Source organism: Pseudomonas gessardii (assembly GCF_001983165.1).
GTDB lineage: Bacteria > Pseudomonadota > Gammaproteobacteria > Pseudomonadales > Pseudomonadaceae > Aquipseudomonas > Aquipseudomonas gessardii.
Genome location: NZ_MNPU01000060.1, coordinates 24,746 through 33,831, shown reverse-complemented (window position 1 = coordinate 33,831; position 9,086 = coordinate 24,746). Strand labels below are relative to the sequence as shown.

Genomic DNA, 9,086 nt, shown 5'->3' with positions numbered 1-9,086 from the left:
CCCAGGCGTCGTCCGCTTCGCTTTGCGCGCGAAACACCTGGTAGTCCACCGCCACGATATGCCCACGGTCATAGCGCAACAGCAGGGCGCGACCGGCACCGTTATCCAGGCGCAGAATCCGCCCCAAGCCGTCGCGGGAAATACGCAGGCGGTTGTCATACGCGTTGCTGATGGCCGTCAGCACACCGTCGTGAAAGTGGTAGAACCGTGCCCCTTGAGCCAGCACCAGTTCATCCGACGCCGCCCCCAGATAAATTGCCGCCTCGGCCAGGCTATTGCTGATGGCCGGACGGGCCGTGGAGGGCAGGGGAAAGGTGGTGCTGCGGTTCTCATGATCGGTCCACACCACCGAGCCGCCGACCACACGCAGGCGCTGGGCCAACGAATGGCTCCAGCCAAAGCCCAGGCCGCAATCCACCTCCACGGCGCTGGTGCGATACAGGCGCGTCCAGGCAAATGGCAGTACGCCATCCAGTTCGCCATCGGTCAGGGTCAGCAGTTCTTCGCCGGTGACCATGGACACTGGGCAGCCGTGGGTCGCGGTGTTGTCGGCGCTGGCGCTGGCCTGGCCGTTGGGGTTTTTCGCCGAGGAGGGCGCGTTGTCCACGGCCTCTACCTGCTTGAGCGTGGTATTGCGCCGCGCCCCCCAGTGCATCCGCAGGCCACCCTTTTTCAAGCCGCCAACGACGCCGCGCACGGCCACGGCCTTGTAGCGCTCCACCGCCCCCATAAAACGCTTGAGGATGTCGAACACGCCCTTGACGAAGCCCACCGCCAGCTCAACCACCTGCGCCCCATACTTGGCCAGGCGCAGCCCCAGATACGCGATCCCGGCACCTTGCAGGGCAATGGTCAGCACCAGCGCAATCAGCAAATCAATCAACAACGACACGGCAAACCCGGCAATCACCTCGGCGGTTTTCCCTGCGACCTGGCTGGGCGGCAACGCCGACAACCAGATCATCGCCGTGCGCAACATCAGGTACAGCGCGGCCTCGTCGCTGGCCAGCAACATCGCCTGTTCCATCACCTGCGGCGCCTCACGCGCCAGGGCTGCCAGCTCGGCGGCCTGGGTGCCCAGGCGTTCGATGTGCTTGGCCGGGTCCTTGAGGATGTCCTGCACCAGCGACAGGCTGTCCCACACCTCGGAAATGGCTGACCAGGTGCCGGCCAATATCCCACTGCCAATGGCACTTGACGCCGACGCCTGCCAATGCGGTTTGAACCCCCTCCATTCCTTGCGCAGCCAGGCTTGTAGCTCGGCGGTCAAACCGTCGTAGGAGGTAAACAGCGCCTCCACCTGCGCCGGCGTAACCCCGCCCTGCACGCGCACCTGATAGCGCCCACCGGCCGTGCAGTGATGGGTGCCCTTGCCCTGTGCATCCAGTTGGATCTGCGTGGAACTGCCATCATCCAGGCCAATCACCTGTACCTGGAGATTGCCCAGGGGCACGTCATACACCGACTCGAATTGGCTCTCGATCCTCAGCTCGCCGCCTGCCGGGCACACGGCAACACTGGAGGCAAAATCCGTGTCGCTCATGCTCACCGACACCTGGGAGTCACCAACCCGCAGCACCCGCTCCAGGCCCAGCAGCGACGGCAAATCCGCGGCATGGCTGGCCTTGTCCAGGGCCTGCGCGTACCAGCTTGTTACCTGCTGGCGGTACAACGCCAGGCTCTGGTGAAAGCCATCGAGCTCGTATTCGATCCGCTCGATGGGCGATGAATCAGGGGCAGGGGCTGGCATCCATGACGTCTCTGCAAAAGAAAGGCGTCGGAGAATGCCGCAGGAAAAGGGCGGTTGGAGGTGTGGGCTGTTAAATCAGAATGGGCTTACGTGCAGGGGGCGTTTTCCAGGTGAGATCGCCGCTTATACCCACATGAAACGGCGATGCTGTTGACTGGTAAAAGCCGATTTTTCAGTCATACAACCAAGGCTTCAGCTCCTGCAGGTTTTTCACCACGATCTGCTGGGCCTCGGGTTTGGGGTCGAGGTTCTTCGGATCGATCTGGTAGCGCTGTAGGACATATTTCACCAAGGCCTGGCGACTGGGGATCACCAACTGCCCATCGACCATGCCCAAATCCGCCTCGATAATTGCCCGCTGCGCCGCTGCCAGGCGCTGGTCCGGGGTGATCACCAAGTCCACGGCGGCCTCCCAAACGTGATCGGCGTCGATCAGGTTCTCGGATTTGCCCAGCAACTCCGGTTCACCGCGCAGGCGGCTCAGGACGAAGTCGCGGTATTTGCCGTTCTTCTCGCAGTAGGCCCGTACATGCCAGCGCATACCGGTGTACACCAGGGTATGCGGGGCAATCAGGCGCACTTCCGGCTCGGGGTTGGCCAGGGACACGTACTCGGTTTCCAGGCGCAACCCTTCGCGGCAAGCCTTGAGCAGCGGGCGTAGGATTTGTGGGCGGATGCTGCGGTCCGGCACCTCCAGCACCTTGGTATGGGCATAGGCCAAGGCCAGCCCTTCGATGTGCGGCGCGCGTTCGTTGTTCTGGTACAGCAGGTGCAAATAGGCGCTGGCACTGTCGTCGATAAAGCGCGGCTTGAAGTGCTTGCTCGGGATGTAGCCCTTGAGCTGCTTGTCATATGTCAAGTTTCGGGGCGCATGTTCGGTGATGTAGGTGTTGATATCTTTCGAGGCCTGCTGGCGACTGATGCCGAAGCTCTGGATCAAGTGCCCCGTGGTCAGGCGGCCTTCCCACCAGGCGACGGTTTCGATCAGGCGATAGCGAAGTGCCAGGTCCCAGCGCACCTGTTCGACGGATTGTTTGCGTTTCATGACCCCTCCCATATGTGCGATTACTTTACCTGTATCTGTCTACAGTATGGACCTGTAATAAAACACGACATATCGTGTTGCTGTCTTCGAGATCGCTCGAATTCACTAAAAGGATGCAGGATATGGGGATGTCGGAGCTTGTTTCGACCAGTGCGTTGGTACTCATTGGCGTGATCTTGCTGGTGCTGTTGATGCAGTACCTGCGCCTCCGGGAAATTTGGAGGTTTGTTGCGGGCTGCCGTACGGCGACACGCTGGGCCAAGATTCGCGAGATGGAAAACCGTGAACTCAAGCGCGCCCTGCGGGCAGAGCGGGCACGGGTCCAGGAGCTGAAGCTAAGGCTGGAGCTGTCTTGAAGGGTGATCAAGGTGATGGCCTAGTGCTATTCTGCCGCGCAGCTTCCGGCGTCCAGGCTCAATGACGCTGAAAAAATCAGAAAGGGAGATAGGGACATGTCGTTGTTGGAGTTTTTGCAGGCCAAGAAATATTCAAGTTCGGGGCGGGTTCATGTCGCACCCAACATCCCGAAGAAACTCTTGAGCAACGCCCTTTCTGCCTACGGCCTGACCGTGGACCCCAGCGAAGTGGTGGTGCTGATTGACGACACCATGTTTGCCAGCGGCAAAGACGGCTGCTTGATCGGCCAGGATTACCTGGCCATCCGCGAAAGCTTCAGCGATGCCGTGGCCTATGCCTACGATGAAATCGACGGGTTGGAAATCAAGGGCAGCAAACTCTTCCTCAACAAGCGTCAGGCGATTGCCTTCAACATGCCGGACAAAGACGACCTGCACGATTGCTTTTCCCTGTTGCAGGAATGGCTGCGTACCCGGGGCGGCGAGCAGTCGGCCCCGGTGGCGACGCCGGCGGCGGTAAAGGCCTCGGCCGGCAACCAGGAACTGTCGGCAGCCCAGGTCGATTCCATTGTGCAAATGACCCTCAGCCTGGCCCAGCGCCTGGGGCTGGAGCGCGTGTACGTGCGCCCGCATATCCCGCAAAAAAAGCTGCAGGCGGCCCTGGAATCGTACGGCGCCAACATGAGCGAAGATGAAGTGCTGGTGCTGATTGACGACACCCTGTTCGGTGGCGCCAAGGAAGGCGTATTGATGGGCGAGAGCAAGCTGGCAGTGAAGATGGTCTTCGACACCCCGCGCCTGTTTTTCTGGCGCCACCTGGACTCGCTGGCCGTGGAAAAGCGCGACCTGTTCGTCAACTCGCGCAAGGTCGGAACCTTTACCCAAGTGGGTGAGAAAGAACTGGGTGAATTCTTCTCTGTGATTAACGAGGCCCTGGGGGATGCCCGCCGCGGGTTGGCCGATCAGCCGCTGGTGGCGGTTGCGCAACCTATCGTTGCAGTGGTTGCCGCCCAGCCTGAGGCCCCGACCCCACTGGCAGAACCGGTTGCCGAAGAGATCCTCGCCCTGGCAGTCATCGAAGAGACAACCTCTGACGGTCCACAGAAAAAAATCAGCGGCAAGGACAAACTGTTGGGCTACGTTGCCGTGGCCATCGAGCAGAATAAATCGAAGATCCTGCCATTCATCAAGGACAAGACCGGCGAGGCTTCCCTGGCGGCCTTGCGTGATGATGGCAATGTTGAAAAACTTGGTGGGTTTATTTACGCCTTCCTGCCTGGAGTCGTGCGCCTGGCCCTCAAGGAAGAAACTTTTGTGCGGTTCGTCCTCGACAACCGCAACAAGCTCCTCGACAAACTGCTGGCCGGCGAAGCCGAGCGGGTCGCGGCGCTGCAAGACATCACCCCGCCGACGCGACTGGCCCCGACCTATCACGCCGAACTCGATGACCTGCTGATGGACGACGAGCCTGTGGTGCAACCCGGGCAACGGGCTATCGAGAAAATGCAGGCCATCCTCGCCGACCTGAAGCAGGAACAGCGTGACGACCCGGATTCAGCGGTTATCTGGCAGTTGCCGATCAACTACCTGGGCGCGGTGATTCCCAAGGCGCAAAAACTTATTGGCTTCCCTGATGAAGAAGTCGAAGGCCAGATCTTCTTTGTGCTGGCCTTTATGTATGGCTTCTCGTTTCATAAGATTCCCGAGTCGGTTCGTCAGCAAGATGGTCTGCTCGAAGGTTTTCTGACCGGGTTTCTGATGGTGTGCGAGAACTACCAGGCGCGCAGCCCAGGTAGCAAGGTAAGGCCGGAAGACGACCAGATGTTGATGGCAATGGCCATGGCCAAAATGGCCACCAAGCAGCAGCTCAATGAAATGGTCAGGAAGATGCTGGATGAGTACAAGGATGTCGCCAAGCCTGGTGACTTTGAACTCGACGACATCATGTTGCTGCTGCGTGAAGCCAATGGTTTTGCCGAGCAATGGGTCGACAGCCTGACACGGGAAATTATCGCCGAAGAACGCGCCCTGCAAAACAAATGGGGCGATCTGCTGAACTAGCTGTGGCGCGCAGTGCCGGTTTCCACCAGACGTGCAAACTGGCACTGACCCTGGGCCTGCTCCAGGCTGCCTTCAAACGCCACCAGCCCTGCATGCACCTGTTGCAGGGCTTCGATCTGCGTCATCAACTCGTGCTTCTTTTGTACTATCGCCTGGTTGGCGCGCTGCCACGGCAACTCATCGCCATGGTGCCCGTGCAGAATCCCCTGCAACTCCTTGAGCTTGAAACCCAACTGCTGCGCGCACTTGATAAACGTCAGTAGCTCAACGCTTTGCGCCGAGTAAACCCGATACCGCCCCTCGCGTTGCGGGGGTGGCAGCAAGCCGATGTCCTCGTAGTGACGAATCGCCTTGATCGTCGTGCCTGACAACTGCGCGGCTTTACCGATGTACATGGAGGTCCTTTCCTAAAAGAATGTGCCGGCCTTTTTCAGCCACCTGTCCCGCTGCGCCGCAGTAGAGCCCAGCAGCGGGCCGAACAGCACTGTCTTGATCGGCTTGATGCCACAAAACTCAAGGGTGGTCTTACGCATCTGGTGCACGCCGGGCATGCGGTAGAACCAACGGTAATACCACGGTGGCGTATCCAGGGCTACCAGCAGATGGGCGGTGCGGCCCTTCAAGAGCTTGTCGGGGAATGCCTTGCCCTTGCGGTATTTGAAGGCAAAGCCAGAGAGGAAAATTCGATCGATAAACCCCTTCAACAAGGCCGGCACACCGCCCCACCAAATGGGGAAGACAAACGTCAGATGTGTGGCCCAGAGTATGTCGGATTGGGCACCAAGCAAGTCGGGTTCCAAGGCTTGGTCCTGGTGATAGGCGTGGTGCAGGATCGGATCGAAAACCATCTCGCCGAGCCGTAGGATACGAACCTCATGGCCGGCGGTTTTAGCCGATTGGAGGTAGGCTTCGGCGAGTGCCGAACAGAAACTGGTGCTGGAGGAGTGGCCGAGGATGACCAGAGTGCGCTGAACCACGGGGAAAGCCCTAAGGGAAATGATGTTTAGCGTAGGGTCTGCCGTATAGGGGAGAGTCAAGGGCGGCAAAAAACTGGTGATTCAAGATGGGCTTGGTTCTGGGCGTGCGGGCAGTGCGGAATGTTTGAGGCAGGAGCCTTATGCAGTAGTTCCGGACGCATGGATCTGTGGGGGAGCGGTTAACTGTAATTCCTACCGCAACCGTTCTTATATGAGCCTTCCCGAGTTATCTGAATTTAATGTCAGAGGTAGAGGGGGGTGAAACACTTCTGAACGCGATCAGGCGTAAAATTGATGATTTTGGTGATGTGCGCCACTCTGATCATCCGATTTTCTTGAGATGATCAGAGTATCTAGTTAAAAATCAATCCATTAAATTTTGATCGGCCACTAATGGGGCAGCATGAGACTCATCAGTAATAACTAATGCTACTGGTGCATAAGGCAGGGAGTTGAAAAGATTCCCAAAGTTATAGCGCCACTGTAACGCAAAGCTCATTCCGATTTTTCCATCTAAGGGACTTCTCAGGAAACGCTGCCACTCGTTATCATTAGGGAGGCGTGCAAAATCTTTGTGGTTGTCAATGACCCAGTCATTGCATGCATTTATAATGGCTGAAACTTTTTGGTTGGAGTGCCTTATTTTTATTAATTTATTCAGTTCATCTATCGAGTTTGGCTCTATTCCCTTCTTGATATCAGCTGAAGACTTGGTTTGAAAGTCTAGCTCTATAGCATTGATCAGCGCATTGATAGTGTTGTCATCGTCGTAAAGAGAGTTTAAAAGTCGCAGAAGCGACTTTGCCCGCCAGTCTTGTTGATTGATATGACATAGAAATTGAAGCATTTTCTTGCAAAGGGACTCGCTCTCATCAAAAAGCCGCTGCTTATTTTTTGATGCCAATATACAAAGGTTTCTGTCGGCAATTTCACTCCCTTTAAGGTATGCGGCCTTGATAATTTGAATTTTGACCGGAGGAGGATTTTTTTTTGCGGTTTGATAGTCGGTTAGCAGTATAATCGCATCGCTCTCATTACCAAGAATTCGCTCATACGCAGAGAAAAAAGGTTCGCTTGTGCAAAAGTTCTCGGAGGGTGATTTAATACCAAGATCCAAGTAAGGTATATCAACGCCTTTCGCCGGATTAACCTCGAGCGGAGGAATGTTGAAAGGTTTAAGAGTATGCTGTTCTAACACACCGAGTAGCGTCATTTCAATGACGCTGCCAATTGTCTTGCCGTCTAAGTTTGGCATGGACTGGCCGGTTGCAAGCAGTTCATACCAGTGCGGAAGCTTTCCGCCGCGTCCGACTCTTTGTAATATGCCCTTAATATTTTCTACGCCTTCGCCGCGAAGGTATAGATTCAATTGCTCAACGATTTCAGGCAAATTAATTTTTATATGCTCGCGAAGCATGAGAATTTCGGTCATACCAATTCCATTTGTGCTGAGGCCGATTGAAAGGTTGTGTAGCTAGTTGAGGTGGCTCTTTTGATTGCCCATGTCACGAGTGCTGGCGGCACGGCATTCCCATAAAGAGGATACTGGTCGTAGAGTTTCACTGACGCGCAATGATTATCTGGAAAACCTTGGATCCTCGCATATTCAACAGGAGTTAGGCGCCTAAACTCATTCCCGATTTTATAACGTTCATAGTGCCGACTGGTTGTGCAGGTCAGGGTGGGAGCAACGCCCTCTATTCCAAAAACGGAATACCCCATTCGTGCACCGCCTTTCTGGTTGTATAGAATTTCGACACCATTATAAAATCTATTCACCTCTTCACTGGTTTTTATTCGTTCCAGTGTGTTTTCTGTAAAATAAAAGTTGTCGTTCGGACGCTCCTCAAGAACATCTTTAAGTTTTACTGGCCTGGCCGCATCGGAAAAACCTTCAATTTTTGCATGGAAAAACTTCCCATTAAGAGCTAGTCCCCACGTGTGAAATTTTGAGCCATGATCTTCAATGCTCTTCCAGTTTTCGGTGTTTGACGCCACAGACGCTTGATGAGGCGTTAGCTCTGAAATATCAGAGCTAGTGCAGAGGTAAGATTTTGGGGTATGGTCTCTGTGACCAATAATCACAACTCGTTCTCTGTGCTGAGGTAGGCCGAAGTTTACGGAGTTTAGAAGTCGCCATTCAACCAAATAGCCGATCTCAGACAGGGCATCTAAAATTGTGGCGAAATGTTTTCCGCTATCCATGGATAGAAGTCGTTTGACGTTTTCTAGCACAAAGTACTTGGGTTTTTTCCTTTCGAGGATGTGAACTATTTTTTCAAATAAACTTCCTCTTGCATCCTCAAGCCCAAGCTTTCGGCCTGCACTTGAAAAGGGTTGGCATGGGAAACCACCTGTTAGTAGGTCATGATCAGGAACTTGATCGAGGAAATTCGATATGTCGCCAAAATGAAAATGTTCTTCACCAAATCTTTTTTGATAGACTTTTGCGGCAGTGGGGCTGATGTCGTTGGCCCAGACTGTTTCAATTCCTAATGAGTCACATGCGACTCTAAAACCACCAATTCCTGCAAATAACTCAATTGCTTTCATAAAATTTTCGGCCTGAATGTTTGCTCTAGCTAGACAATCCGGCGCAGCCTATCTGTGCCCACGGTTTTGGGTCGCACTTTAGCAGTTTTCAAAGGCATGGGTACCGTAAGCATTCGCCCAACACACCTTGCGCGGATAAACGGGTGCCCAGCTATGTGGCTTACTCTCTGTATTGGTAATCAAGTTGCCACAATCGGTTCGAGGGTGTTGCGCCAGCAGTCGGACTCAGCTTACCCATTGGATTTCCCCCGTCGTCCGTTTTGTCCCCCACCTTATCGTTGGGTGAGGTCAAATGGCGTAGAACACCATCGGCAGGGGGATGCCTGACTCCCCCGGAATAGCTC

At 55.1% G+C, this 9,086-nt stretch carries 7 protein-coding genes and 1 pseudogene; 2 read left to right on the top strand and 6 right to left on the bottom strand.

Going from position 1 to position 9,086, the window contains the following annotated elements:
- Together BLL38_RS26655 and BLL38_RS26650 are read right to left on the bottom strand one after the other, a co-directional pair.
- On the bottom strand, positions 1–1,750 hold a 1,750-nt coding region (locus BLL38_RS26655), incomplete at its 3' end, for a DUF6531 domain-containing protein (RefSeq protein ID WP_242627644.1).
- Positions 1,751–1,922: 172 nt separating this feature from the next.
- The gene (locus BLL38_RS26650) at positions 1,923–2,795 is read right to left on the bottom strand and encodes a BrxR family helix-turn-helix transcriptional regulator (RefSeq protein ID WP_076964959.1); all 873 of its coding nucleotides are present in this window, start codon (positions 2,793–2,795) and stop codon (positions 1,923–1,925) included.
- Positions 2,796–2,917: 122 nt separating this feature from the next.
- Here BLL38_RS26650 and BLL38_RS26645 point away from each other — a divergent pair, with 122 nt between their 5' ends.
- Positions 2,918–3,151 (top strand): hypothetical protein, encoded by a 234-nt coding sequence (locus tag BLL38_RS26645; protein WP_076964958.1) that lies wholly within the window; start codon positions 2,918–2,920, stop codon positions 3,149–3,151.
- 96 nt (positions 3,152–3,247) lie between these two features.
- On the top strand, positions 3,248–5,212 hold the full coding sequence (locus tag BLL38_RS26640; RefSeq protein WP_076964957.1) for a hypothetical protein: 1,965 nt from the start codon (positions 3,248–3,250) through the stop codon (positions 5,210–5,212).
- Here BLL38_RS26640 and BLL38_RS26635 read toward each other — a convergent pair.
- The 4 genes and pseudogenes from BLL38_RS26635 to BLL38_RS26620 all read right to left on the bottom strand — a co-directional run bounded on the left by BLL38_RS26635 (position 5,209) and on the right by BLL38_RS26620 (position 8,742).
- Positions 5,209–5,607, bottom strand: coding sequence for a MerR family transcriptional regulator (locus BLL38_RS26635; RefSeq protein WP_076964956.1), 399 nt, complete (start codon positions 5,605–5,607; stop codon positions 5,209–5,211). The two genes, BLL38_RS26640 and BLL38_RS26635, sit on opposite strands and share 4 nt — an antisense overlap.
- Positions 5,594–6,189, bottom strand: a pseudogene (locus BLL38_RS26630) (NAD(P)H-dependent oxidoreductase). Before BLL38_RS26630 ends, BLL38_RS26635 begins: the two are co-directional and overlap by 14 nt.
- A 364-nt stretch (positions 6,190–6,553) precedes the next feature.
- On the bottom strand, positions 6,554–7,621 hold the full coding sequence (locus tag BLL38_RS26625; protein ID WP_076964955.1) for a hypothetical protein: 1,068 nt from the start codon (positions 7,619–7,621) through the stop codon (positions 6,554–6,556).
- Positions 7,618–8,742 (bottom strand): DNA cytosine methyltransferase, encoded by a 1,125-nt coding sequence (locus BLL38_RS26620; protein WP_076964954.1) that lies wholly within the window; start codon positions 8,740–8,742, stop codon positions 7,618–7,620. The genes BLL38_RS26625 and BLL38_RS26620 overlap by 4 nt, the downstream gene beginning before the upstream one ends.
- Between the last annotated feature and the right edge of the window lie 344 nt (positions 8,743–9,086).

Bases quoted from the DNA above. Each gene is read 5' to 3' on its own strand.
- BLL38_RS26645 (WP_076964958.1), top strand. From the start codon at position 2,918: ATGGGGATGTCGGAGCTTGTTTCGACCAGTGCGTTGGTACTCATTGGC.
- BLL38_RS26650 (WP_076964959.1), bottom strand. From the start codon at position 2,795: ATGAAACGCAAACAATCCGTCGAACAGGTGCGCTGGGACCTGGCACTT.
- BLL38_RS26640 (WP_076964957.1), top strand. From the start codon at position 3,248: ATGTCGTTGTTGGAGTTTTTGCAGGCCAAGAAATATTCAAGTTCGGGG.
- BLL38_RS26625 (WP_076964955.1), bottom strand. From the start codon at position 7,621: ATGACCGAAATTCTCATGCTTCGCGAGCATATAAAAATTAATTTGCCT.
- BLL38_RS26635 (WP_076964956.1), bottom strand. From the start codon at position 5,607: ATGTACATCGGTAAAGCCGCGCAGTTGTCAGGCACGACGATCAAGGCG.
- BLL38_RS26620 (WP_076964954.1), bottom strand. From the start codon at position 8,742: ATGAAAGCAATTGAGTTATTTGCAGGAATTGGTGGTTTTAGAGTCGCA.